The sequence below is a fragment of the Streptomyces blastmyceticus genome, assembly GCF_039521185.1.
Taxonomy (GTDB): domain Bacteria; phylum Actinomycetota; class Actinomycetes; order Streptomycetales; family Streptomycetaceae; genus Streptomyces; species Streptomyces blastmyceticus.
Genome location: NZ_BAAABW010000016.1, coordinates 362,557 through 386,248 on the forward strand (window position 1 = coordinate 362,557; position 23,692 = coordinate 386,248).

A 23,692-nucleotide genomic window follows, 5' to 3' on the forward strand; every position below is an offset into this window, starting at 1 on the left:
ACAAAAACGGAGCGCAACCCCCCTACGCGGCCCCCCCATCCGCACAGCGCGCCACCCACTCCGCCGCAGAAACAAACGCACTGTCCGACGTCCCCGGCCGCAGCGGCGACGTCGTGTCCGCGCCCGCCCGCGGGTACGAGCCCAGGAAGCGCACCTTCGGGAACGTCCGCTTGAGGCCCATCAGCGCCTCGCCGACGCGGCGGTCGGTGATGTGGCCCTCGCAGTCCACCGAGAAGCAGTAGCGGCCCATGCCCTCGCCGGTCGGCCGCGATTCGATCCGCATCAGGTTCACCCCGCGCGCCGCGAACTCCTGCAGCAGCTCCAGCAGCGCGCCCGGGTGGTCGTCGCCGAGCCAGACGACCAGCGACGTGCGGTCCGAGCCGGTGCGCGCCGAGGGCCGCGCGGGGCGCCCGGCCAGCACGAAGCGGGTCTGCGCGTTCTGCGCGTCGTGGATGTCCTTGACCAGCGGCTCCAGTCCGTACGTCGCCGCCGCGAACTCGCCCGCGAACGCCGCGTCGTAGCGGCCCTCCTGCACCAGCCGCGCGCCGTCCGCGTTGGACGCGGAGGACTCCCACCGCGCGTCCGGCAGGTGTGCGGCCAGCCAGTTGCGCACCTGCGGCTGCGCCACGGGGTGGCCGGTCACGGTCTTGATGTCGGAGAGCTGGGTGCCGGGGCGCACGAGCAGCGCGAAGGCGATCCGGAGCAGCACCTCGCGGTAGATCATCAGCGGTGCGCCGGTGGCGAGTTCGTCGAGGGTCGCGGTGACGCCGCCCTCGACGGAGTTCTCGATCGGCACGAGCGCGGCCGCGGCCTCCCCGTTCCGTACGGCGTCGAGCGCGGCCGGCACGGAGACCATGGGCACGAGCTCGCGCGTGGCCGCCTCCGGCAGGGTGCGCAGGGCGGCTTCGGTGAAGGTGCCCTCGGGTCCGAGATAGGTGTAGCGGCTGGCCGGCATCACGCGTTGCGCTCCTCGGGGTGGGTACGGGGCGGGTCCCGCCACACTACCCAGATCTCCTCGGGCGCCCCGCCGGGTGACAGGGGCGCCCGAGGAGCGCGGTTCACCCTTCCAGGAGCCGCTGTCCCACGTACTCGTCCTGCGCGCAGCCGCCCGGCACCGCGAAGAGGGCGCTCGACTCGTGGCGCAGGAAGCGGGAGAGGCCGTCGCCCCGGTCGAGCTTGCGCTGCACCGGGACGAACCCCCTGCGCGGGTCCGCCTGCCAGGCGACGAAGAGCAGGCCCGCGTCCGGCGAGCCGTCGTCGAGGAAGCCGTCGTGGTACGAGAAGGCCCGTCTCAGCATCGCCGCGCCCCGGTTGGACTCCGGTGCCGCGACGCGGATGTGCGCGTCCCCGGCGATGGCCAGCGAACCGTCCTCGCCGATCTTGTTGAGATCGACCGGAGTCGTCTCCGTGCCGCCCGACAGCGGCGCCCCGTCCGACTTGCGCCGCCCGATCACCTTCTCCTGGCGCTCCAGCGACAGGTGGTCCCAGCTGTCGAGCAGCATGCGGATGCGCCGTACGACCGCGTAGGAACCGCCCGCCATCCAGTCGCCGGAGTCCTCCGGCACGAAGATCCGCGCGTCGAAGTCGCTGTCCGACGGCTTCGGGTTGTTCGTGCCGTCTATCTGGCCCATCAGATTGCGGCCGGTCATCGGCTTGCCGGTGGCGCCCGGCGTCCGGTTGAAGCCGTTCATCTGCCAGCGCGTGCGGGCGGTGTCCCCGGCCTGCTTCTGGATCAGCCGCAGCGCGTGGAAGGCGACGAGCGGGTCGTCGGCACCGATCTGCACCCACAGGTCGCCGTCGCCGCGCTTGGCGTCGAGCGCGTCGGCGGTGAAGGAGGGCAGCGGTTCCAGCGCGGCGGGCCGCTTGTCCGCCAGCCCGGTCCGGTCGAAGAACGTACGGCCGAAGCCGAAGGTGACCGTCAGGGACGAGGGGCCCGCGTCGAGCGCGACGCCCGTGTCGTCGCCCTTCGGCACGTCGCCCGCCGCCAGGTCGGCCGCCGTCGCGGACCAGCGCCGCAGCAGTGCAGCCGCGGCCTTGCGGTCGGCGCCGGGGGCGAGGTCGAGGGCGAGCAGATGACCGCACGCCTGCGCGGGGTCGGCGATGCCCGCCTGGTGTTTCCCGTGGAACGGCACGGTCCTGGTGCCGACCCCGGTGAGGGGAGCCGGCCTGTCCCGCGCGGCCTGGGTGGCGAACGCGCCGCCCGCGCCGCCCACGACGAGCCCGGCGGCGCCCGCGGCACCGGCGGTGCCCAGGAGCCGGCGGCGGCTCATTCCGTTCTTCTCGGTCTGTTCAGTCATCAGTTGATCTTCACGTTCCCGATCTCCGTGACCTGGTCGATGTCGGAGGTCCGTACGGTCAGGGTGAGCTGCCATGCACCGGCCATGGGGAGCTGGAAGCCGGTGGCTTCCCAGCGGCCGGGGGCGATGTGCTTGAGCGCGGTGCGCAGCGGGCCGATCTTCTGCTGCGTCTCGGTGAACGACACGTCCAGCTCCGGTACTTCGACGGCGCGGCCGGTGGGGTCGGTCACGGTGACGTCGAGGGTGTTGTTGCCGGAGCGCGCGGGGTCGAGGCGGACGGTGGCCGTGCCCCGCCCGTTCGTGCCGCCGGTGTCGTAGGGGATCTTCACCTCGGCCGGGCCCGCGGTGGCCGGGCTGGTGGCGCCGGCCGCGCCCGCTTCCTTCTGCTCGGTCTCCGAGCGCCCCGGCTGGGTGCCGGTGAGCAGGGTGGTGACGGTGAGCAGGACGGCGGCGACGGCGGTCTCGGCCAGCACGGAACGCCTCAGTCCGCTGCGGCCCTCGTCCGCGTCGCGGTGCCGCTGTCCCGCGGCCTTCGTGAGCGCGGCCTGCTGCCGGGCGAGCTGGGCGGCGCGCTCCGGGGAAGCGCCGTTGTTCCGGGGGGCCTTCGCCGCGGCCTTGGGCTTCTTCGGTTCCGTACGGTCGGTGAGCCGCTGTGTCCAGCGCCGCGAGAAGTACGCGATGCCGACCAGGACGGTCACCAGGCCGACCTTGATCAGCAGCAGCCGCCCGTACTCCGTGCCGGTGAGCGCGCCCCACGAGCCGACCTGGCGCCAGGACTGGTAGAGCCCGGTCGCCACCAGGACGCACACCGAGGTGAACGCGATCCGGGAGAAGCGCCGCACGGCCGCGCGGGGGATCGCCTCGCCGGTCCACAGGGTGGCCAGCAGCGCGGCCAGCCCGCCGAGCCACGCGGCGACGCCCAGCAGGTGCAGCACGTCGACGGGCATCGCCAGCCACGACTGGAGCCCGGCCGAGGCGTGTTCGGCCATCGCCCAGGTCGCCGCGAGACCGATGGCGACGACGGCGCCGCCGATCGCGAGCCCGTAGGCGACGTCGCGCCGCTCCCCGGCGGTGCGGTCGTCGTCCTCGCGGGTGTACGAGCCGAAGAGCACGGCGAGGAAGACGGCCGCGGCGCTCAGCAGGAGCAGCCGCGACAGCAGCGCGGCCCCCGGTTTGGTGGCCAGCACGTCGCTGATCAGCGAGAGGTCGACGACGGAGCCCGGGCCCTTGCCGGTCGTATAGGCGCCGCGCAGCAGTATCAGCGCGGCCGTGGAGGCGAAGAGGGCGATCCAGCCGCCGACCGCGACCCGCTGCACGGCGCGCGAGGTGCGGCAGACCCCGGCGAAGACACAGCCGCCGACGAGCAGGACGAAGCCCGCGTATGCCGCGTAACGCCCCACGCCGTACAGCGTGTCGACGGTCGGGTCGATCTTGGCGGTCGCCACCTTCGCCGTCGTTTTCGACGGCGCGCCGATGGAGAAGGTGAAGGCCCCTGCCACCGGGTGGCTGTCCGCGGAGACGGCCTGCCAGGCCACGGTGTACGTGCCGTTGCCGATCCCGGCGCGCAGGCCCACGGCCGCGGTGCCGGACCTGCCGCCCACGTGCGAGGGCTTGCCCTCGTCGACGCGCGCCCCCTGCGGGTCGAGGACCCGCAGGGAGTCGCCGTTCAGCAGGACTCCCTCGGAGAAGGTGAGCTGCACCTGCCGGGGCGCGGTCGGCACCACGGAACCGTCGGCCGGGTCGGTGGAGGTCAGCGCGGCGTGCGCCGACGCGGTGGCCGCACCGGGGCCCGCCGCGCACAGCAGCGCGGCCAGCAGCATCCCGAGGAGGGCCGGCAGCCGCCCGGTGGTCAGGGTCTTCATCACACGTCAGTCCTTGGGACGGAACGTCGTGGACTCCACCGGCACCTGGATCTTCACCGCGCCGGACGTGGCGAAGTGCAGCGTGAACTCGACCTTCTCGCCGACCTGGGGCTTGTGGTCGAGCTTGCCGAGCATCAGGTGGGTGCCGCCGCGGGCGAGCTTCAGCTCACCGTTCGCGGGCACCTCCAGCTCGCCCGCGTGCTTCATCTGCGAGCCCTCGGTGGTGTGCATGGTGATGTCACCGGAGAGCGGGCTGGTGACCGAGGTGAGCCGGTCGGCCTTGCCGCCGTCGTTCTTGACGGTGAGGTACGCGGCGGCCATGTCGGTCATCGCGGGCTGCGGCAGATAGGCGCCGCTGACGGACAGCTCGGCCTTGTCGGACTTCAGGGCGTCCTTCTCCGACTGGCAGCCGGTGATCAGCAGCAGCCCCCCGGCGAGCAGGAGCGGCATGGTGGCGGCGGTGGCAACGGTGGACTTGCGCATCACGGGTTCTCCCCCTTGATGATCTTCGGGAGATCCTTGGCGTACTGGGCTGCGGTGGTTTCTGCGGTGTAGATCCAGTGGGCTCCGTCGTCCTTCGGCGAGAAGCCGACGACCTCGGCGCCATGGCTGACGGTGATGGAGCCGTCCTTCTCCTTCTTCGCCTTCTCGACCAGGATGCCGAGCGGCTTGGCGGCCGCCTGGATGGTCTCGAAGTCGCCGGTCAGGCCGACGATGTCCTGACCGCCCTGGGCGTCGAGCCACTCGCGCATCCGCTTGGGGGTGTCGCGGTCGGGGTCGGTGGTGACGAAGACGATCTTCAGCTTGTCCCGGTCGGCCTGCGGCAGCTTCTTCGCGGCCTCGGCCATGTCGGCGACGACGGTCGAGCAGACGTCGGGGCAGTAGGTGTAGCCGAAGTAGAGGAGCACGGGGTGCCCCTTGGTCTCCTTGACCAGCTCGTACTTCTTCTCGGACGTGTCGGTGAGGACCAGGTCGGGCTTGGCCTTCGGGGCGTCCAGGGTGATCGCGGCCTTCTTGGGGGCCGCGGAGACGTCGGCGACGGGCTTGTCGCCGCCGTCGCCCGAACCACCGCCACAGGCGGTGAGGGTGAGCGCGGCGGCTATCGCCAGCGCCGCACCCAGGGTCTTGGTGCGCATGGAGCTCTTCTCCAGGGGTCGGTCAGGGGTGGGGGCGGCGGCACCCTGTCGGGAGCGCCGCCCCGGTCGGTCGTCCGTGCGTCTGGGAGCGAACCTACGCAGGGCGTACGGGTGGCGTACGTCCGGGTCTGCGTACGGTCAGGCGTTTCGCACCCTCGCGGGGCGGGGGCTCAGCCCTCGGAACGGCGGCGTCCGGCGAGCACGCCGAAGGCCACGCCCGCGACACCGACGACGATGCCGGCGATGCCGAGCACACGGGCCGTGGTGTCGGAGGAGTCGTCGCTCTTGTCCGCCGCCGTCTCCGTCTGGCTGCTCTTGTCGTCCTTCTTGGCGCCGCCCGCGTCGGCGGCCTTCGCGACGAGCTTCAGCGTCGGCGCCGGGTGCTCGGCCTCCTGGCCGTTCGGCTTGGACGGGTCGATCCAGCGGACGACCTCGTCGTCGGAGTAGGTCTGGAGTGCCTTGAAGACCAGCTCGTCGGCGTCCGTGGGCAGCTGGCCGACCGACAGCGGGAACTGCTGGAACTGACCGGGCTCGATCTTGCCGCCGGTCCAGGTGACCTTGGTGACGGCCTCGTTGACCGTGCCGTCGTCCGTCTTCACCGGCTTGTCGAGCTTGGACTTCTCGACCTTGATGTCCCAGCCCGGCACGGGCTGCGGCATCACCGAGGCGAGCGGGTGCTTGGGGTCGAGGTCGAGCTCCAGCTTCACCGTCGAGGCGTTGTCCTTCTCGTTCGGCACCTTGAGGGCGATGGTGCTGTAGCCGCCCTTCTCGGCGGTGCCGGGCTGCACGCCGACGTGCGCGAAGGCGGGGCCGGCGAGCAGCAGGACACCACCGGCGGTGAGGCCGGCGACGACGGGGAGGCGGCGGCGCAGGCGAGCGGTCTTGACGTTCATGGGGACACTCCACAGGCAGGAGGGACAAAAGGGGAGTACGGCGCGCGTGCGGTCGCGGCGCGACGACTCTCCTATCCGAAATGCCGGAATATTTCCGGTGGGTGTCGGAATCCGGGCATGCCGAAACACAGGAATGTCGGAATGCCGGAGCGCTGGAGCGCGCGTCGCGTCGTCAGGCCGCGAGGGCGAAGCGCGGCGGTCCCCGCCTGATCACGAAGTGCTGGAGCGCCGGTTCCGTCACCGGCCGCTCGTCGTCCCTGTACGCACCCCGGACGGGCACCGCCGGCCGGGCACCGGCCCGGTCCCGCAGCGCGTGCACGAGCGTGAACGCGGCGCGCAACGCCCGTACGAGCGCGGCGTCCGCGACCCCGCGCGCCGACCGCTCCGACAGCCCGACCACCCGCCACAGCGCCACCTCGCCGCGCCGCAGCAGCCAGCCCAGGGCCAGGGCCGCGAGCAGGTGGCCGAGCAGCATCGGCAGCGAGGGCAGCAGGGCGTGCAGCGTGGACTGCGGCTGCATGGGCATGCGCGGCGGCATGGCCATCTGCATGGGGTGCGTGGCCGGGTCGAGCCCTGCGTCCGTGATGACGCGACGGGCCTCGGCCGCCGACATCGGGTGCGGCTGGTTGCAGATCAGCCGCGCCGCGAAGGTGATCAACCGGCCCTCGGAGCCCGCCTGTCGGGTCGCCGTCCCGGCGCCCTGCTGGCCGAGCCCGAAGAGGGCGTGCAGCACGAGCTGTCCTGCGGCCAGCGCGGCCGCTATGCCCGGCAGCGAGCGCTCCCGTCCGGCCAGCGGCACGGCCACCATGAACACCGCCGCGAAGCCCGCGCCCAGCGTCCACAGCGGCACGCTCGCGCAGGAGGCCAGCACATGCCCGCCCGCGGACAGCAGAACGCAGACCGCGGTGAACACCGCGGCCCGGAACAGTCGCAGATCGGCGCCGGCGCGCGCGACGGGGTGAGGCATGGCTGCGCCATCATCCCATCGGACTTACTCCTTCCCTACGGCAGGGGGCGCTCACGGGGGGCGCATGGGCGCACGCCGGTTTAGAGGCCATACACCGATGCACCCGCCGGGCGCGTCGTCCGAATGAGCGGTCTCACACAACCGACAGGCTTACGGGTCGATGGTGGTGGCTATACGTATCGGTATATCGAGCCGCGGCCAGGAGGCTGAGCATGAGCATTTGGTGGTCACTCCATCTGCGGCGCGAGGCCGCGAGCGTTCCGCTCGCCCGGAGACTGCTGGTCGGCACGATGGAGACGGCCGGCGTCGACCCCGACATCTCCTACGACCTGTCGGTGGCACTCAGCGAGGCGTGCGCGAACGCGGTCGAGCACGGCGGCGACTCCTCCACCGGATATCTGGTGACGGCCTTCATCGACGGCGACACCTGCCGCATCGAGGTCACCGACTCCGGCCCGGGCTTCCCGGAGCAGCCCCGCCGCCACGACCGCCGCCGCCCGCGCCCCGCCCATCAGGCCCCGCAGCCCGCGGCCCCCGCCCATGACGAACATGGCAGGGGCCTCTTCCTTATCGAGTCCCTGACCGACCACGTGCGGGTCCACAACCGGCCCGGCCGCCAGGGCGCGGTCGTCAGCTTCGACAAGATCCTCAAGTGGAGAGAGGACGCGGCGCTGCTCAGGGCGTCGTGACCGACCCTCGTGTGGGCCCCGCCCGCGGGCGCGTGCCGGGATCTGCTCCTAGCGTGGCAATACCGGCAATTCACGCGTTCCAGGAGAGGCCCATGCCCAGCCCCACGCGCACGCTCAAGGACAAGGTCGTCGTCATCGGCGGTGCGTCCAGGAACCTCGGCGGCCTCATCGCCAGGGAGGTCGGCCAGGACGGCGCCAAGGTCGTCGTCCACTACAACAGCCCGTCCTCGAAAGAGGCCGCCGAGAAGACCGCCGCCGAGGTCGAGAAGGCGGGCGGCCAGGCCGTCGTCCACGAGGCCGACCTGACCAAGGTGGCAGAGGTCGAGGGGCTCTTCGACGTCGCCGAGGCCGCCTTCGACAGGGTCGACTGCATGGTGAACACCGCCGGCATGGTGATCAAGAAGCCGATGACGGAGGTCACGGAAGAGGAGTACGACCGGATGTTCGCGGTCAACTCCAAGGCGGCGTACTTCATGATGCGCGAGGCCGCCAAGCGGCTCCAGGACGGCGGGAAGATCGTCACCGTCGTGACCTCGCTGCTCGCCGCCTACACCGGTCTCTACTCGGTCTACGCGGGCAGCAAGGCGCCGGTCGAGCACTTCACACGGGCGCTGTCGAAGGAGCTGTTCGGGCGGAACATCTCGGTCAACAACATCGCGCCGGGGCCGATGGACACGGGCTTCTTCTACCCGGCCGAGACGGACGACTCCATCGCGTACCACAAGTCCTCGGCGATGAACGGGGAGCTGACGAAGATCGAGGACATCGTGCCGTACGTGAAGTTCCTGCTCACGGACGGCTGGTGGCTGAACGGGCAGACGCTCTTCATCAACGGCGGCTACACGACGCGCTAGCGCTGTGCCGGTCCCCGCGCCCCTTTCCGGGGCGCGGGGGTCCCGCACTACTTCAGGCCGGCCATCCAGGACTCGACGTCCGAGGACGTCCGCGGCAGACCCGCGGAGAGGTTCCGGTTGCCGTCCTCCGTGACGAGGATGTCGTCCTCGATGCGGACGCCGATGCCGCGGTACTCCTCGGGCACGGTCGTGTCGTCGGCCTGGAAGTAGAGGCCGGGCTCGACGGTCAGGACCATGCCGGGCTCCAGCACGCCGTTCACATACGTCTCCGTACGGGCGACCGCGCAGTCGTGCACGTCCAGGCCGAGCATGTGGCCCGTGCCGTGCAGCGACCAGCGGCGCTGGAGGCCGAGCTCCAGGACGCGCTCGACCGGGCCCTCGACCAGACCCCACTCGACGAGCTTCTCGGCGAGCACCTGCTGGGCGGCGTCGTGGAAGTCGCGGAAGTTCGCGCCCGGCTTGACCGCCGCGATGCCGGCCTCCTGCGCCTCGTACACCGCGTCGTAGATCTTGCGCTGGATCCCGGTGTACGTGCCGTTGATCGGCAGCGTGCGGGTGACGTCGGCGGTGTAGAGGGTGTGGGTCTCCACGCCGGCGTCCAGGAGCAGCAGTTCGCCGGAGCGGACCGGGCCGTCGTTGCGCACCCAGTGGAGGGTGGTGGCGTGCGGGCCGGCGGCGCAGATGGAGCCGTAGCCGGTGTCGTTGCCCTCGACGCGGGCGCGCAGGAAGAACGTCCCCTCGATGTAGCGCTCCGACGTGGCCTCGGCCTTGTCGAGGACCTTCACGACGTCCTCGAAGCCGCGCACGGTGGAGTCGACGGCCTTCTGCAGCTCGCCGATCTCGAACGCGTCCTTCACGAGCCGCTGCTCGCTGATGAAGACGCGCAGCTCCTCGTCCCGCTCGGCGGTGACCTTGTCGGTGAGGACCGCCTCGATCCCGGCGTCGTGGCCGCGGACGGCGCGGACGGGGCCGGTGGCCTCGCCCAGCGCGTCGGCGAGGTCGCGGACGTCCTGGCAGGGCACGCCGTAGAGCGTGGCGGCCTCGGTGAGGCTGTGGCGGCGGCCGACCCACAGCTCGCCCATGCCGTCGAGCCAGAACTCGCCGTTCTCACGGTTCGAGCGGGGCAGCAGGTAGAGGGTGGCCTGGTGGCCCTCGGCGCCGGTGGGCTCCAGGACGAGCACGCCGTCCGGGGTCTGGTCGCCCGTGAGGTACACGTACTCCGTGGACGCCCGGAAGCTGTACTCGTTGTCGTTGGAGCGGGTCTTCATGTTGCCCGCGGGGATCACCAGGCGCTCGCCGGGGAAGCGGGCGGAGATCTCGGCACGGCGGCGGGCGGTGTCCGGGGCCTGGGCGATCGGCTCAAGGTCGCGGAGCTCGGTGTCGGCCCAGCCGGACTTCATGTTCTCGGCAAGCTCGTCGGAAACGCCCGGGTACAGGCCGTTCTTCCGCTGCTTGATGGGCTCGTCACCTTCGGGGTTCTCGGGCGCGGGCTGCTGCTCGGTCACTGCTCTCCTCCTCGGACGGGGCGTTTCCATCGTATGTGCGAGGAAAAGTGGGGGAGAAGGTCGGCGGCGAAGGTTTGAACGCGGACTCGCGCAGAAGGCCGGCCGCCGACCCGGACAGCAACTGGTCAAACAAGATCATTCAAAGTGCGCGGCCAGCAGGACGACGTCTTCGCCACTGTCGCTCCCGTCCGCCGCCCTGTCGCCGTCACCGGGCGGCAGCATCGTCCGCAGGACGTGCTCCACGACCGCGTCCGGGTCGCGCAGCGCGGCCCGCGGGACGCCCGCCGCCGCCGAGTGCAGCCGGGCGAACGCCCGGTCCATGGTGTCGCCGGTGCGGTGCAGCAGGCCGTCGCTGTAGAACAGGAGCGTCTCACCGGGCGCGGGTTCGATCTCGACGCTCGGCGCCTCCCAGCACGCGAGCATCCCGAGCGGTGCGGACAGGGAGGTCTCCACGTACTCCGCGCGGTGCTCGCCGATGATCAGCGGCGGGCAGTGCCCGGCACCAGCCAGCACGACCTTGCTCCCCCGGCCCCCGGGGCGGTCGGCCCCGGCGGGCTCGCAGTAGGCGAAGAGCGCGGTGGCGGCGCGTGCGGGCTCGGTCAGCCGCAGCAGCAGTTCGAGGTCGGAGAGCACGGCGACCGGATCCTCGCCCTCCATCACGGCGTACGCCCGCAGGGAGGCGCGCAGCCGGCCCATCGCGGCGACGGCACTGGGCCCGGAACCCGTCACTCCGCCGACCGTCAGGCCGAGCGCGCCCTCGGGCAGCGGCAGCGCGTCGTACCAGTCGCCGCCGCCCAGGGGCCCCGACCGGTGGCGCACGGCCAGCCGGACCCCCGCGATCCGGGGCAGCCGGCTGGGGAGCAGCTCCTCGCGGAGGGTGGTCACGGTGTCCCGGGCCTCGGCCAGTTCGAGGTGGCGGGCCAGGTGCTCGGTGGCGTAGTCGCGGTAGAGGCCGATCAGGTGCCGCTGGCGCTCGCCGGGCTCGGCGGGCTCGTCGTAGAGCCAGACGGCCGCGCCGATGCGGCCCGCGGCCTCGGACTCCAGGGGCACGGCGTAGCTGGCGCCGTAGCCGAGGCGGGCCGCGACCTCGCGGTGGCGGGCGGTGAGCCCCTCCTCGGCCGCGATGTCGGGGTGGGCGACGCCCGCACGGGACCCGGCGGGCGGGAGGTCGTCGAAGAGGCGGCCGTACGAGTCGGGGCCGGGGATGTCGAGCGCTTCGCGCGGGGCGACACCGGGCCGGGCGGCCGGCCGGTCGGGGCCGAGCGGGGCGCGGACGCCGTGGGGGAGGGTCTCGATGTGGCCGAGGTCGGCGCGGCCGAGCCCGAGCCCGACGGTGACCGGGCGGTCGTGGCCGGGCCCCCGGGACGGCTGGAGGGTGACCAGGCCCCGGCGGGCGCCGACGAGCGAGGAACCGGCGCGCAGCACCTCGTGCAGGGCGGCGTCGAGGGTGCCGGTGCGCGCGAGCCGCTCGGTGAGCTCCTGGAGGGTGGTGAGGTCGGAGATCCAGCCCGCGAGCCGGTCCTGCACCAGGGCGTTGGGCGCGGGCGGCCGCAGGTCGGCCGGGGCGGCGGGGCCGTGGGGGTCGGCGGGGTCCGCCCGGCCGGAGGAGTCCGAAGTGGCGGGATCGGCGGGATCGGTGGAGGAGGGGGCGACGGATTCGGGGGACGGAGTGTGCGAGGGCGCGGGAAGTGGAGGATTGATTCCGGCCACTTTCGGCAGATGGGGTGTGGTCATGGCCGTCTGCCCGGGGAGGGCCGCGCGGCGATGCGGCGGGCAGCGGTCCGGAAAGGTGCGCGCGGCATCTCGCCGAGCCCTCTTGACCAGCTGGTTGGCCTGTGCTTTTTCGTCAATAGCATCGCAAACCCCCTGTCGTGTTGCGCGCTATCAGTGCTCCACATGTACACGCCCGGGTAAGCCGATGTCCAGCATTGGACCGGTGGGATTGGTGGTGTCTATGGGGTTTCAAAGTTGGCCGGAAAATGGTCCCGGGGGCATGGATTTGAGGTCGACTGGCGTTGCTCGACAGCGCGTCATATCCACCCCGGTGGGTACGTACTCGGAGAAGGGCAGGGGCAGTTGGGGCCGCCCCGGAACCCCGCGGCGGGCCCGAGCGTCTTCCCCGGCAAGGCCGCGCCCGCCCCCGAGGGCGTGGGGCAACCCGTGCCGCGGACGAGGGGTGCAGAGGCTCGGCACAAAGCGCCATAGGCGCGCCACCCCCCGCCAGGTTTCACGCTCCGCCCGTGGCGTGATGCGCTGCGTTGTATGCAGTGACTTTTGATCCACGTGGTGTGCCGGCCCCGAAAGGGCCACGGCGTGTTGAGCAGCGCGCGAAGTCGGACCCGTAGTGCCATGTAAGTCGGACGCGGCCCGACGCAGTGCCACCGCAATGCCACGCAGTCCCGTACGGCCCAGGCAGTCCGGCAGCTCTGTGCAGTGCCCTGCAAGTTCACGCAGTTCCGCCAGTACAGCCAGTTCACGCAGTTCAGTCAGTTTCACGCGATACGACCCTTGTCTCCGACAAGGGCCCCAACTTCGGCGTTCACGGAAAGGAACGAGCGCTCATGCGCGAGATCCTCGGAAGGCGACGCAAGCTCTCGCTTCGGCGAAGCGACCGGTCCGCGGTGCTCACCGCGGCCCTGGTCTGTGCCACGGAGTGGCAGTGGCCCGTGCTCCCGGGCGTGGGGCTGCGGTCCGGCGGCGGCCGCGAGCGCGAATGCGCCTGCCCGCACCCCGACTGCGCGGCCCCCGGCGCCCACCCGTTCGACCCCGGGCTGCTCGCGGCGACCACGGACGCCCGGATGGTCCGCTGGTGGTGGACCAACCGCCCCGACGCCCCCGTCGTGCTCGCGACGGGCGGGCGCGCGCCCTGCGCGGTGAGCCTGCCGGCCGTCGCGGGCGCCCGCGCGCTGGCGGCCTTCGACCGCGCGGGCGTGCGCCTCGGGCCCGTGGTCGCCACCCCCAGCCGCTGGGCGCTGCTGGTCGCGCCCTACTCCCTGGAGGTCCTCGGCGAGCTGCTCCACCGCCAGGACTGGGTGCCAGGTTCGCTGCGCTTCCACGGGGAGGGCGGCTATGTGGCACTGCCACCGTCGCCCACGGGGGCCGGCCGGGTGCGCTGGGAGCGGGCGCCGCAGCCCGCGGGTTCCGTCGGCGGTCCGGCCCGCGCGCTCCGCGTCGACCGCGCCCTCCGGGCGGACCGGGGCCGTACGGGCGCGTCCGCGCGGCCGTGGCTGCCGGAGATCTCCACCGTCGTCGACGTCCTCGTCGCCGAGAGCGCGGGCACCTCCGGGGGCGGCAGCAAGCTCGCGTACTGACGCGGGGGAGGGGCAACCGCGGCCCGAGCGGCCGTGGACCGGGTGAGGAGCGGCAGCCTCTGAAGGGCCGCCGGTACGGGAAGCACGAGAGCGCGTACGGACGGGAGACGCACGCGCTCTCACTCGTACGGGTGTAAGCCGCTCCGAGAACTGCGGTAACCGCCGCGCGGCCGCCCGGGAGGCGCCGTCCTGCCCGCTATGTTCGGGTGCGGGCCTGCGCCGGATGTTCTGCCGGGCGCCGTCGGCCCGGCGGGGTGTCGGAAGCCGTCCCCGCGTCTTCAGCGTTCGCGGCGAGTTGCAGGTGGTCCTTATGGAGCGTCGGTCCGGTGTGCCCGGAGAGCCCAGTGCGTCTGCGCAGCGGGCGGCCAATCTTCGGATGATCGCGCTCGCGAGCGTGGTCGCCCTGGCGATCGTGCTGCCGCTGGCCGCCGCCACGGCGGGTCCGGCCGGTCCGGCGAGCCCGGAGAAGGCCCGCGGCCGGACGGGGAGCCCCAAGGGCGAGCGGGGGCGGACGTCGGCGCCGCTCGCGGCCGCGGGCAGCGCGTCGGACCTCCGGGAGCCGGGGCCGGAACCCGCGCCCTCCCCGGCCGTCGACGCGGGCGAGGGCTTCGACGGGCAGCGGTCCGGCGGTGACGACGTACGGGACTCCACGCGCTGCGGCCCCGAACTCGCGGCGCCCGAAGGCGTGGAGGCGCAGACCTGCGTCCTGCGGCAGGGAGCCGACACCTGGGCGCGCACGTACTACCGCAACGCCACAGGCGGCCCGCTGACGGCCGTACTGACCCTCATGGACCCCGAGGGCCGGACGGTCGAGGTGCAGTGCCGGATGGGGCCCTCGGACGATCCTGACGGCTGCGAGACGCCGCACGCTCCGACCGTGCGTGATCCCCGGGAGCGCGACGCCTACTCGGCGGTGGCGGAGATCGCCGGCGCGGACGGAAGGCTGCTGCTGCGGTCCGGGAGCAACTCACCGGGCGGCCGGGCGGGTTAGCTCCCGCTCGGGGCGGCGGCGCCGGGCGCGTACGCGGGCATGGAAACGCCCGGTCGCTGGCGACGGGGGATGCACCAGCGACCGGGCTCCTAGAACGGTAACAAGAGATCGGCCGTTCGCAAATTCGATCGCGGGTTTCCGGACGTGTATTTCCGGGCTGACAGCGGGAGTTGTGACAGGAGTCACGTAAATGGCGCCGTCGGCGCACCGGAATCAACTACTCCGCCGCATGCGGCGGTGCCGCGCGCATCGATGTGTCGACCGGAGGGTGGACGGATGCGTGGAGGGGGCGCGGACGGATGACGGAGCGGCGCACAGACCGATGAGGGGGCGCGCTCGACGTCCGGGGGCGGCCGGGAGCCACCGCGGGCCGACGATCACCCGCGGCGGGCCGGGCCCGTTCGCGGTCCGGCTCCGGAGCGAAGCCCTGACGGGTGCCCCGGAGCCCCCACGGGTCAGTTCAGGGTGATCTGACGGCTGGTGAGGCCGCCGCGGGCGCGCCGCTCCTCGGCCGTCAGCGGGGCGTCGTCCGTGAGCGCCGCGGCCAGCCGCTCCGCGAACGCCGCGGCCGGCTTCTCGACGTCCTCCGCGCGCATCGCGCTCGGCAGGTCCCACACCGGCACGGTCAGCCCGTGCGCGCGGAACGAGCCCACCAGGCGGGTCCCTTCGCCGAGCGAGGACGTGCCCGCGGCGTGCAGCCGGGCCAGGGCGTCCAGCAGCTCCTCCTCCGCGTGGGTCATGACCCAGCGCAGGTGGTTCTTGTCCGGGGTCTCGCACCAGTAGGCGGCGTCGACGCCGGACAGCCGGACGGTCGGGATGGCGGCGGCGTTGGCGCGGTCCAGGGAGGCGGCGACCTCGCCGGTCGCGTTCTCGGCGTTCTCGACCCAGAACTCGAAGCCTGTGTGCACGGCCGGCTCGAAGGCCCCCTCCGGGTCCAGCAGGTCCTGCAGGCGCGGCCCGTCCGTGCCGACGCGCTCGGCGGCCACGGGGCTGCCGGGAGCGGCCTCCAGCGCGCGCCGGAGCGTGTCGGCGAGGTCGCGGCTCAGGTCGCCGGACGCGGTGTCGTTCTGAAGGCCCAGCAGCACGGCGCCGTTGTCCCGGCGCAGCGCGGGCCAGGCCATCGGCAGCACGGTGGCGAGCGTCACCGACGGCACGCCCTCGGGCAGCCCGCCCTTGAGGGTGAGCTCCACGGTCGCGGCAGGCACGAGCTCGCGGAGCGCGACCCAGTCGGCCTCGTTCGGCAGCCCCTCGAAGGGGCGCTGCACGAGCTCGGCCACCGCGTGGGCGGCCTCCCGCCCGTGGCAGGCCTTGTAGCGGCGCCGCGACCCGCACGGGCAGGGTTCGCGGGCACCGACCACGGGGATCGGGCCGTCGACGGCCGACGGCGTGGCGGCCTTGGTCTGGGGGCGGCGCTTCTTGGCCATGGCGTGCGGTTCTCCCGTTGGGGGTGCAGATATGTGCGGCGAGCCTAGTCCTTGCCGGACGGGCGGACGATGGACCTCCGGCCGCGTCCTCAAACGCCGGACGGGCTGATTTCGCTGGTTACGGTCCGCGAAATCCAGCCCGTCCGGCGTTTGAGGACAAGCGGCGCAGCCGCTTCAGGGGGTCCGGGGTCTCCCCGGTTTCGGGAAGGGGCGGGGCTGGGGAACAAGCCCGCCGCAGGCGCGGATGGCCCGCAGCCAGGGGAGAGAAAGCCGTACGCCGACGGCAGTCGTGAAGGCTCCGGCCGGCGGTGGTGGGATGCCGCGAACCGCTTCGCGGGGCACACCGGCCGTACAAGAGCGCGACGGTCTACGCGCGTCGCACCATCGTCATGTCAGCTCGTCGACATCCGAGAACGCCATCTCGGGCGCCAGCTCGATCCGCGTCGTGAAGCTGTCACGCGTCGAAAGAGCGGCCCATACGGTCACCTCGCCACAGGCGTCCCGTACGCCCCAGTCCTGGGAGAGAGCGCTGATGATGTTCAGGCCGCGGCCCCCGCGCGCGGTCACCGAAGGTGTGGCCGGAATCGGCCGGGTCGGGCCTCCCCCGTCCGTGACCTCGACCGTGAGACGGCCGTGCATGTCGACTCTCCAGGCGGCACGTATCCCCCCGTCCTTCTCCCCGTCTCTGTCGCCGTTCTCCGGGCTCAGCGGGCGTCCGTGCCGGTACGCGTTGCTGAGCAGCTCCGAAAGAATCAATACGGCGTCGTCGATGACCGAATCCGGTACCCCGCTGATGCGCAGATCCTCACGCATCCGGTGTCTTGCCTGGCCCACACCGGTTGGACCATGGGGTACGGCCATGATCGACGACGTGGGCACCTCCTGTGCCACCACCAACGCCACCCCCGAGACCTCCTTTGCCCCACGTCAGGGGATGGATGCCCCAATGGACTGGACCGGAAACCGGCCATCCCGGAGACGGTGGGGCACTCACGGACGTCGAACACGTACCGAACGCGCCGGTGCACTCCCTGTAATGGAGCTACAGCCTGCCGAGCTGCGAAAGCACCTGTTTGGGCCGGTTCGTGATGACCGCATCGACCCCGGCGCGGGCGCAGAGTTCGACGTCGGCCGGGTCGTTCACCGTCCAGACGTGCACCCGGTTCCCCGCGCGGTGCACCCGGGCCACATAGCCGGGGTCCTTCCGGATGATCCGGATGCTCGGCCCCGCGATCCGTACGCCCGCGGGCAGCCGGCCGTCGCGGTGGCGCGGGGAGACGAACTGCATCAGATAGACGGTCGGAATGCCCGGCGCACCCGCCTGCACGCGGTGCAGGGAGCGCGCCGAGAAGCTCATCACCCGTACCTGCGAGGGCTCGTCCGCGGGCGGCTCGGCGAGGCCGAAGCGGTCCAGCAGGCCGAGCAGTTTCGCCTCGACCTGGCCCGCCCAGCGGGTCGGGTGCTTGGTCTCGACGGCCAGCTCCACGCGGCGGCCCGCGTCGACGACGAGTTCGAGCAGGCGCTCCAGCGTGAGGACGGAGGTGGCGTCCAGGTCGGGCTCCTCCTCGTCCGCCGCCTTGCCCTTCCACGACCCGAAGTCGAGGGTGGCGAGGTCGGCCAGTTCGAGTGAGGAGACGGCGCCGCGGCCGTTGGACGTGCGGTTGACGCGGCGGTCGTGGACGCAGACCAGATGCCCGTCGGCGGTGAGGCGCACGTCGCACTCCAGCGCGTCGGCACCGTCCTCGATCGCTCTTCGGTAGGCGGACAGGGTGTGTTCCGGAGCGTCCTCGGAGGCTCCGCGGTGGGCGATGACGGCGAGCGGGTGGCGCTCGGGGCGGAGGTCCCGGGCCGGGTGCGCATAGGTCACCGCGTTATGGTGCCACCGCCTGGCACAATCGCGCATGCGCACTGTTTGCCTTGTTTGCCCCTGAGTAAAGGCCGACGGGCCCGGGCACAGGCTCCGCTTACGGTGGTCTGACGTGTCATGGGAAAAGCTGGCAGCAGACCGGACCCGTGGCACCTGCACACGGTCGTGGCCGTAGCCAAGGCCGGACGTCGCGCATGACACTGATGTGCACCTGACGATGCACGTGATGAGGAGAGAGCTGTGAGCACCGAGAACGAGGGCGCTGCCGTTCCGCCTGCGCCCGGCCCGGGTACGACGCCCCCGGCGTCGGCAGCCGAGCCGGAGCGCCCCGTTCCATCCGCACCGAGCGCTCCGCCCGCGCGGAGCGAGGTGTCGGACGCGGCTCCGGCCGCTCCGGTGACGGCTCCCGCTCCCGCTCCAGCCGAGACGGCGCAGCTTCCGTCCGTCGGCGCGGAGGAGGCGCCCGCCGCCGCTCCTGACGCTCCCGCGCAGCCCGTCGCGCCTCCGCAGCAGACCGCCGCGTTCGCGCAGGCCGGTGTGCCGGGCGGCGCGGCCGGTCAGCCGCAGCCCGGCGCGCAGGGCGGCTGGTACGGCGGTGGGCCCGGCCCGCAGCAGCCGTACGGCGGCCCGCCCGTCGGCCCGACCGGCGTGTGGGGCGCCCCCGGCCCGTACCCCGCGCCGCGCAAGCGCGCCGGCGGCCTCGTCGCCGCGGTCGTGGCGGCGGCCCTCGTCGCGGGCGGTGTCGGCGGCGGCATCGGCTTCTGGGCCGCGGACCGCAACAGCAGCGAGTCGTCGACGACGCTCTCCTCGTCCGGCGACCCGAAGACCGAGAGCCGTACGCCAGGTTCCGTCGCGGACATCGCGAGCAAGGCGCTCCCCAGCGTCGTCACCATCGAGGCGCAGAGCGGCGGCGGCGAGGGCGGCACGGGCACCGGCTTCGTCTACGACAAGCAGGGCCACATCCTGACGAACAACCACGTCGTCGCGTCGGCCGCGCAGGGCGGCGGCAAGCTGACGGCGACGTTCTCCAACGGCAAGCAGTACGACGCCGAGGTCGTCGGCCGCGCGCAGGGCTACGACGTGGCCGTCATCAAGCTGAAGGACCCCGCGGGCGCGACCCTCAACCCCATCCCGCTCGGCGACTCCGACAGGACGGCGGTCGGTGACGCCACGATCGCGATCGGCGCGCCCTTCGGCCTGTCCGGCACGGTCACCACCGGCATCGTGAGCGCCAAGAAGCGCCCGGTCGCCTCCAGCGACGGCGGCGGCACCGGCAACGCCTCGTACATGAGCGCCCTGCAGACCGACGCCTCGATCAACCCGGGCAACTCCGGCGGCCCGCTGCTCAACGCCCAGGGCGCGGTCATCGGCATCAACTCCGCCATCCAGTCGGCCAACAGCGGCGGCGGCTTCGGCGGCGGCCAGGGACAGGCGGGCAGCATCGGCCTCGGCTTCGCGATCCCGATCAAGCAGGCCAAGAACGTCGCCGACCAGCTGATCAAGACCGGCAAGCCGGTCTACCCGGTCATCTCGGCCACGCTGAACACCCGCGAGTCCGGCAACGGCGCCAAGATCGCCTCCGGCGGCGACGGCAGCGCCCCGGCCGTCACCCCGGGCGGCCCCGCCGACAAGGCGGGCCTGAAGGCCGGCGACGTCATCACCAAGCTCGACGACACGGCGATCGACAGCGGCGCCACCCTGATCAGCGAGATCTGGACCCACCGCCCCGGCGACAAGGTCACGGTCACCTACACCCGCGACGGCAAGCAGTCGACGACGGAGATCACCCTGGGCCAGCGCGAGGGCGACCGCAACTGACCCCCGCCCCCGCCTCGCCCCCAACCGGCCCTGCACGCACCAAATGAGCAGACGGTAGGCTGTACCCGCTCCGCAGCAGGTGGGCGGGGCGGGGAGAGTTGCCCGAGCGGCCTAAGGGAACGGTCTTGAAAACCGTCGTGGCAGCGATGTCACCGTGGGTTCAAATCCCACACTCTCCGCCGTGGGCCGTAAGGCCAGGTCAGAAGGGGTGCCCCCGTTGGGGGCGCCCCTTTTTGCGTGTGGGTTACGCGTCGGCCAGTGCCGTCAGCAGCTGCTTCGCGAATTCCTTCGGGTGTTCCGTGCAGCCGACGTGGCCGCCCGGGAACTCCTCGACCTTCGCGGGGAGGAGTTCCGCCAGCCGGGTGGCCGGGCCGTACAGCGGTTGCTGGTCGCGGGAGTCGCGGCCGACGGCGAGGAGCAGGCGGTTCGAGGCGCGGCGCAGGGCGGGGATGTCCGGTGCGGTCGAGGAGAACGGGCACAGCATGTGTTCCAGGAAGACCGGGAGATTGGCGTGCATGCGGGACGCCATCTCCTGGATCTCGGGCGGCAGTTCGGTCGCCCTCTCGGCCGGGCGGCCGCCCAGGCCCTCGCTGAAGCGTGCCATCGCGGGGCTGGCGCCCCGTTCGCGGAACGTCTCGCGGACCTCGGCGAAGAGCGCGCGGTGCGGTGCGGGGTCGTCGAGGACTTCGAGCAGCGGCGGCTCGTGGGCGACGACCCGGCGCAGCCGTTCGGGGTGCCGGGCCAGCAGGTCGAGGGCGACGATGGCGCCCGAGCTGCTGCCCAGGACGCAGGGGTCCCGGTCCGGGGAGAGCAGTTCGAGCAGCCGGTGCGCGTCGTCGCTCCACACCTCCACCCGCTGATCGGTGAGCGGGCCGTCGAGGGGGCTGCGGGAGAGGCCGCGCGGGTCGTAGGAGACGACGGTGTAACGGGTGGCCAGATCAGCGGCCATCCCCTCGTACAGTCCGGCGTCGGCGGCGCCGCCGGGGATCAGCAGCAGGACCGGGCCGCTGCCGCGCTTCTCGTAGTGGAGGGTGGCGCCGGGCACCTTGAGCGTGCCGGTCGTGGGCCTGGTCATCGCCGGATTGGTCATCGCTTGTTCCCATCGTGTCGGGACGGCCAGTTCTCCAGGAGCACGTGGAGCGCGTCGAGCGAGCGCGACCAGGACGCCTGTACGTCACGGGAGTGCCCGAAGCCGCCGCTGAGCTCCAGGTGGATATAGCCGTGGAAGGTGCTGCGCAGCAGGCGGCCCGCGTCGGTCAGGTCCGGCTCGGTGAGGCCGTAGGCGCGCAGCATGCCGTAGGTCAGCTCGACGCTGCGGCGGAAGCCGGCGGAGTCGGCGACCTCTTCGGGGTCGATCCGCATCTGGGTCGCGGCGTAGCGGCCGGGGTGTTCGAGGGCGTAGCCGCGGTAGGCGTCGGCGAAGGCGACGAGCGCGTCCTTGCCCGCCCGGCCCGCGACGGCGGTGGCGATGCGGTCGGTCATCCCCTCGGAGGCCCGCAGGGCGATCCGGACCCGCAGGTCGCGCAGGTTCTTCACATGCGAGTACAGACTCGCGTCCTTGACCCCGAAGCGCCGGGCGAGCGCGGAGAGCGTGAGCTTGTCGAGCCCGATCTCGTCCGCCAGTTCCGCGGCCGCTTCCGTCAACCGGGCAGCGGTGAGTCCTACGCGCACCATGCGGTCACCTCCAAGATCCCTAGGGTGTGCAGGCAGAAACCTAACACCCCTAGGCAGTGATCGTCACGTGGGTGGGATCCGGCCGATACGGGGGCGAATTCCAGCCCGTCGCAAGGCGTTTGATGACATATGGCGTAGCGACCTTTTTACGACGTACTAACAGAACTCACTTGCGCCCATGGGGCTCGCGCGTGGTGGGATAAGGCGATGCGAACCCCCATACGCATGCACCCCCGTCCCCATAATCCGTACGACGAACTCGCCGCACTCGCCGATCCCGACCCCGATCTCGGTGAGACCACCCAGGAGATGCCGATACCGGAGGGTGTGTCAGGGGGTTTCCCGGATCCTGTGCAGTCCGTCGTCCCGCTCCGGATCGAGCGCGACGAGCCGTGGTCCCCGCCCGACCACCGGCGTGCCAAAAGAGGGCGTCGCGCCAAGCGCGGCCGCCGGCGTCGCCGGAGTCCGTTCGCGGCCGTGCCCCGCACTCTCAAGCTGCTGTTCGCCCTTGCCGTCTGCACCGGAATCCTCGTACTGGCGGACCGGTGCGCGGCGATGTACGCGGAGAAGAAAGCGCAGCAGGCGCTTCAGGGGCAGCTCCATCTGGCGGCGGCCCCTCAAGTGGGCATCCATGGATTTCCGTTCCTCACCCAGGTTCTGGACAAGCATCTGGAGCGGGTGGACGTCACCGTGCCCCATGTGGCCGCCGATCGCGTATCGCTCGCGAAGGTCCACGCGAGTGCGCGCGACATTCGGCTGACCGGGAATCTGCCGAGCGATATCCGGGGCGCGGTCGTCGGGAATCTGGAGGGCGAGGTCCTGCTGTCCTTCGACGACATGAATCGCGAACTCGCGGCTTCCCAGGTCAAGTTCAGCCGCCGGGACGACAGCACGATCGGCGCGGACGGCAAGCTCACGATCGCCGGGCAGGAATTGCGGGTACGGGCGCAGGCCCAGCTCCGGCTCGTCGACAATCGCGAGCTGTCCACGGACGTCGACGGCATGAGCCTCGACATTCCCGGAATCGCCACTTACCGCCCGGGGCGGGGCCGTGGCCTCACCCTCCACCGCGAGACCGCCGAACGCATCAGCCGGGACACGGCGCGCGTGAAGGCCATGCTGTCGGTGCCGGCCGTGGTCGACCGGCTCGGAGTGCCGCAGGAGGCCGTCGCGGAGGCGCTGGAGGACGACGAGAAGCTGCACCGGATGACGGGCACGCCCCGCTTCGTCGAGCAGTTGACGCACGTCAATCTCGTCGACGTGGTGGTCGACCACCCGTGGCTGCTGTCGAAGATAGGCATCGACCCCAAACTCATCAATGGCCTGATCCATATGCGTCCGCCGGAGCTTTCCGACCGGCTGTCGTTCTCCGTCTCCTTGCCGAAGGAGGTCCGGGAACTGCAATTGCGGGGTGTGCAGGTGGGGAAGGACGGGATCCGGGTGAGTCTTTCGGGGCTGGAACTGGCGGTGGGGCGAAGCGGATCCTAGGCCGGATTCGGGCCGGGCTTGTCGGGGTGCATGCGATGATTCGGACATGTCGAGCCGGGGTGGGCCGCATCCGATGTGCGGCTCTGCCGCGCGAGGGGATCAGCTCACGTCGGCGCAGAATTCCAGTACCAGGTCGGCGACCTTTTCCGGTTCGCGCAGGGTCGGGTAGTGGTCGGATTCCGTGAGCCTTACGAGGCGGCAGCCGGGGATCCGGGCGGCCATGTCCTCGTTGCAGCGGACGACTTCGGGCTGGTCGCGTTCGCCCACGGCCAGGACGCACGGGACGTCGAGCTCGCCGAGGCGGTCGAAAGCGGGGGCGCCCGGGGTGAGATGAGGGTGGTTGGTGAACCACGCCGGAATCGCGGAGCGCAGCAGGGCCGTGGCCTGTGGGTCGGGGTCCGGGCCCGCCGCCGCCCATGTGCGCAGGGCGAGGGCCACCAGGCCGTCCATGTCGCCGGCCTTGGCCAGGACCTCGATCTGCGCCATGAGCTCCGGGGAGGCCAGCCCTTCGTAGCCGGTGACTCCCGGGCCCACCAGGGCGAGCCCGGCGACCCTCGTGGGGGCGTTCAGCGCGAAGTCGATCGCCGTGGCGCCGCCCATGCTGGATCCGGCGAGGATCGCCCGGTCGAGCCCGAAGTGGTCGAGGACCGCGGTGAGGTCCCCGAGCAGGGAGAAGCGGGTGGTGGTCCGCGGGGACCGGCTGTAGCCGCGTACGTCGTAGCGGATCACGCGGTGCTGCCGCGTGAGGCGCGGCAGGATCGGATCCCAGAAAGCGGAGCCTCCAACTCCAGGGTGCAGCAGGACCAGCGGCAGGTCGTCGCCGCCGGAGTCGTCCGCCCATACCTCGCCGCCGTCGACCGGCACCATGAGTTCCATGGCACCAGTCTGGTGGCGGCGCGTGCGAGATCACCAGGGG

Annotated in this window: 21 protein-coding genes and 1 tRNA gene; 7 read left to right on the forward strand and 15 right to left on the reverse strand. The window is 72.1% G+C overall.

Translation table 11 applies throughout. The annotated features are described in order from the left end of the window. Positions 1–22: 22 nt before the first annotated feature. The 7 genes from pheA to ABD269_RS15525 all read right to left on the reverse strand — a co-directional run bounded on the left by pheA (position 23) and on the right by ABD269_RS15525 (position 7,155). On the reverse strand, positions 23–955 hold the full coding sequence (gene pheA, locus ABD269_RS15495; protein ID WP_301894409.1) for a prephenate dehydratase: 933 nt from the start codon (positions 953–955) through the stop codon (positions 23–25). A gap of 103 nt (positions 956–1,058) precedes the next feature. Then, positions 1,059–2,297 (reverse strand): iron uptake transporter deferrochelatase/peroxidase subunit, encoded by a 1,239-nt coding sequence (efeB, locus tag ABD269_RS15500; RefSeq protein ID WP_344118349.1) that lies wholly within the window; start codon positions 2,295–2,297, stop codon positions 1,059–1,061. After that, complete coding sequence (locus tag ABD269_RS15505; RefSeq protein WP_344118350.1) at positions 2,297–4,159, reverse strand: copper resistance protein CopC; 1,863 nt, start codon at positions 4,157–4,159, stop codon at positions 2,297–2,299. Before ABD269_RS15505 ends, efeB begins: the two co-directional genes overlap by 1 nt. A gap of 6 nt (positions 4,160–4,165) precedes the next feature. Beyond that, the gene (locus ABD269_RS15510; RefSeq protein ID WP_301894023.1) at positions 4,166–4,642 is read right to left on the reverse strand and encodes a copper chaperone PCu(A)C; all 477 of its coding nucleotides are present in this window, start codon (positions 4,640–4,642) and stop codon (positions 4,166–4,168) included. Continuing rightward, entirely contained in the window at positions 4,642–5,295 is a 654-nt protein-coding gene (locus tag ABD269_RS15515) for an SCO family protein (protein ID WP_301894022.1), read from the reverse strand. The genes ABD269_RS15510 and ABD269_RS15515 overlap by 1 nt, the downstream gene beginning before the upstream one ends. A 170-nt stretch (positions 5,296–5,465) precedes the next feature. After that, the gene (locus ABD269_RS15520; RefSeq protein WP_344118351.1) at positions 5,466–6,188 is read right to left on the reverse strand and encodes a YcnI family copper-binding membrane protein; all 723 of its coding nucleotides are present in this window, start codon (positions 6,186–6,188) and stop codon (positions 5,466–5,468) included. Between the two features lie 172 nt (positions 6,189–6,360). Continuing rightward, positions 6,361–7,155: a hypothetical protein gene (locus tag ABD269_RS15525; RefSeq protein ID WP_344118352.1), complete on the reverse strand. Its 795-nt coding sequence runs from the start codon at positions 7,153–7,155 to the stop codon at positions 6,361–6,363. A 212-nt stretch (positions 7,156–7,367) separates the two neighbouring features. Here ABD269_RS15525 and ABD269_RS15530 point away from each other — a divergent pair, with 212 nt between their 5' ends. Both ABD269_RS15530 and ABD269_RS15535 read left to right on the forward strand, forming a co-directional pair. Beyond that, positions 7,368–7,844, forward strand: coding sequence for an ATP-binding protein (locus tag ABD269_RS15530; RefSeq protein ID WP_116212924.1), 477 nt, complete (start codon positions 7,368–7,370; stop codon positions 7,842–7,844). 92 nt (positions 7,845–7,936) lie between these two features. Beyond that, a complete protein-coding gene (locus tag ABD269_RS15535) occupies positions 7,937–8,698 on the forward strand; it encodes an SDR family oxidoreductase (protein ID WP_344118353.1) in 762 nt (253 codons plus the stop codon). 47 nt (positions 8,699–8,745) lie between these two features. Here ABD269_RS15535 and ABD269_RS15540 read toward each other — a convergent pair whose 3' ends face one another. Both ABD269_RS15540 and ABD269_RS15545 read right to left on the reverse strand, forming a co-directional pair. Further along, positions 8,746–10,203 carry an aminopeptidase P family protein gene (locus ABD269_RS15540; RefSeq protein ID WP_344118354.1) on the reverse strand — a complete coding sequence of 486 codons (1,458 nt, stop codon included), beginning with the start codon at positions 10,201–10,203 and terminating at the stop codon, positions 8,746–8,748. Positions 10,204–10,338: 135 nt separating this feature from the next. Further along, positions 10,339–11,937: a PP2C family protein-serine/threonine phosphatase gene (locus tag ABD269_RS15545; protein ID WP_344118355.1), complete on the reverse strand. Its 1,599-nt coding sequence runs from the start codon at positions 11,935–11,937 to the stop codon at positions 10,339–10,341. An 827-nt stretch (positions 11,938–12,764) separates the two neighbouring features. Between ABD269_RS15545 and ABD269_RS15550 the strand changes: the two genes are divergently transcribed. Then, positions 12,765–13,514 carry a bifunctional DNA primase/polymerase gene (locus ABD269_RS15550; RefSeq protein WP_301894015.1) on the forward strand — a complete coding sequence of 250 codons (750 nt, stop codon included), beginning with the start codon at positions 12,765–12,767 and terminating at the stop codon, positions 13,512–13,514. A gap of 376 nt (positions 13,515–13,890) precedes the next feature. Continuing rightward, a complete protein-coding gene (locus tag ABD269_RS15555; protein WP_344118356.1) occupies positions 13,891–14,505 on the forward strand; it encodes a hypothetical protein in 615 nt (204 codons plus the stop codon). Positions 14,506–14,960: 455 nt separating this feature from the next. Here ABD269_RS15555 and ABD269_RS15560 read toward each other — a convergent pair whose 3' ends face one another. The 3 genes from ABD269_RS15560 to ABD269_RS15570 form a co-directional block, all read right to left on the reverse strand. After that, positions 14,961–15,929, reverse strand: coding sequence for a DUF5926 family protein (locus ABD269_RS15560; RefSeq protein ID WP_301894012.1), 969 nt, complete (start codon positions 15,927–15,929; stop codon positions 14,961–14,963). 387 nt (positions 15,930–16,316) lie between these two features. Continuing rightward, positions 16,317–16,790: an ATP-binding protein gene (locus ABD269_RS15565; protein ID WP_425572903.1), complete on the reverse strand. Its 474-nt coding sequence runs from the start codon at positions 16,788–16,790 to the stop codon at positions 16,317–16,319. Positions 16,791–16,971: 181 nt separating this feature from the next. Continuing rightward, the gene (locus ABD269_RS15570) at positions 16,972–17,796 is read right to left on the reverse strand and encodes a glycerophosphodiester phosphodiesterase (protein ID WP_301894011.1); all 825 of its coding nucleotides are present in this window, start codon (positions 17,794–17,796) and stop codon (positions 16,972–16,974) included. Between the two features lie 240 nt (positions 17,797–18,036). Here ABD269_RS15570 and ABD269_RS15575 point away from each other — a divergent pair, with 240 nt between their 5' ends. Continuing rightward, positions 18,037–19,614, forward strand: a complete 1,578-nt coding sequence (locus ABD269_RS15575; RefSeq protein ID WP_344118357.1) for a S1C family serine protease — start codon at positions 18,037–18,039, stop codon at positions 19,612–19,614. 92 nt (positions 19,615–19,706) lie between these two features. Beyond that, a tRNA-Ser gene (locus tag ABD269_RS15580) sits at positions 19,707–19,793 on the forward strand. 65 nt (positions 19,794–19,858) lie between these two features. Here the strand turns inward: ABD269_RS15580 and ABD269_RS15585 are convergent. Both ABD269_RS15585 and ABD269_RS15590 read right to left on the reverse strand, forming a co-directional pair. After that, positions 19,859–20,689, reverse strand: coding sequence for an alpha/beta fold hydrolase (locus ABD269_RS15585; protein ID WP_344118358.1), 831 nt, complete (start codon positions 20,687–20,689; stop codon positions 19,859–19,861). 11 nt (positions 20,690–20,700) lie between these two features. Further along, positions 20,701–21,288, reverse strand: a complete 588-nt coding sequence (locus ABD269_RS15590; RefSeq protein ID WP_344118359.1) for a TetR/AcrR family transcriptional regulator — start codon at positions 21,286–21,288, stop codon at positions 20,701–20,703. 207 nt (positions 21,289–21,495) lie between these two features. Between ABD269_RS15590 and ABD269_RS15595 the strand changes: the two genes are divergently transcribed. After that, complete coding sequence (locus ABD269_RS15595; protein WP_344118360.1) at positions 21,496–22,776, forward strand: LmeA family phospholipid-binding protein; 1,281 nt, start codon at positions 21,496–21,498, stop codon at positions 22,774–22,776. A gap of 99 nt (positions 22,777–22,875) precedes the next feature. Here ABD269_RS15595 and ABD269_RS15600 read toward each other — a convergent pair whose 3' ends face one another. Continuing rightward, entirely contained in the window at positions 22,876–23,652 is a 777-nt protein-coding gene (locus ABD269_RS15600; protein WP_344118361.1) for an alpha/beta fold hydrolase, read from the reverse strand. Between the last annotated feature and the right edge of the window lie 40 nt (positions 23,653–23,692).